This is a genomic window from Rhizobium sp. 10N414, assembly GCF_056394785.1.
In genome coordinates this window covers 1-405 of the sequence record NZ_JBFTIN010000122.1, presented here as the reverse complement: position 1 = coordinate 405, position 405 = coordinate 1, and the positions used below count along the sequence as shown (strand labels likewise).

General features: G+C 63.7%; 1 protein-coding gene. It reads right to left on the bottom strand.

The annotated features are described in order from the left end of the window. Positions 1–316: adenine nucleotide alpha hydrolase family protein (locus AC1DE4_RS31880; RefSeq protein ID WP_477884771.1), on the bottom strand; the 316-nt coding region annotated here is incomplete at its 3' end. Positions 317–405: the final 89 nt, after the last annotated feature.

Sequence of the window (405 nt, the reverse complement as noted above, 5' to 3'; positions counted from 1 at the left end):
GCAGGGCGGCGACGCGCGGCATGACGTTCTTGCCGGTCGAGGTGGCGGCGGCGATGATCGTATCATAGCTTGCGGCCAGCGAAACGATCAGGGCGGCCAGCGGCTCGGCCAGATTGTTGGCAAGGCTTGCGTCCTCGGCAACCAGCACCTTGGACACGCCCGACAGCTTGGCAGCCTGTTCGGCTGCAGCCTTGGCGCCGGCGCCGGCGACAAGCACGGTCACTTCGCCGCCGATCTTGGCGGCCGCCGTCAGCGTCTTGGCGGTCTGGTCGGAAAGGTGGCTGCCGTCGTGATCAGCCAGAAGAAGAATGGCCATGGATATATCTCCCTTTCTCGAACCTTTAAAGCACGCCGGCTTCGACTTTAAGCTTCTCGACCAGCTCGGCGACCGACTTGACCTTGACG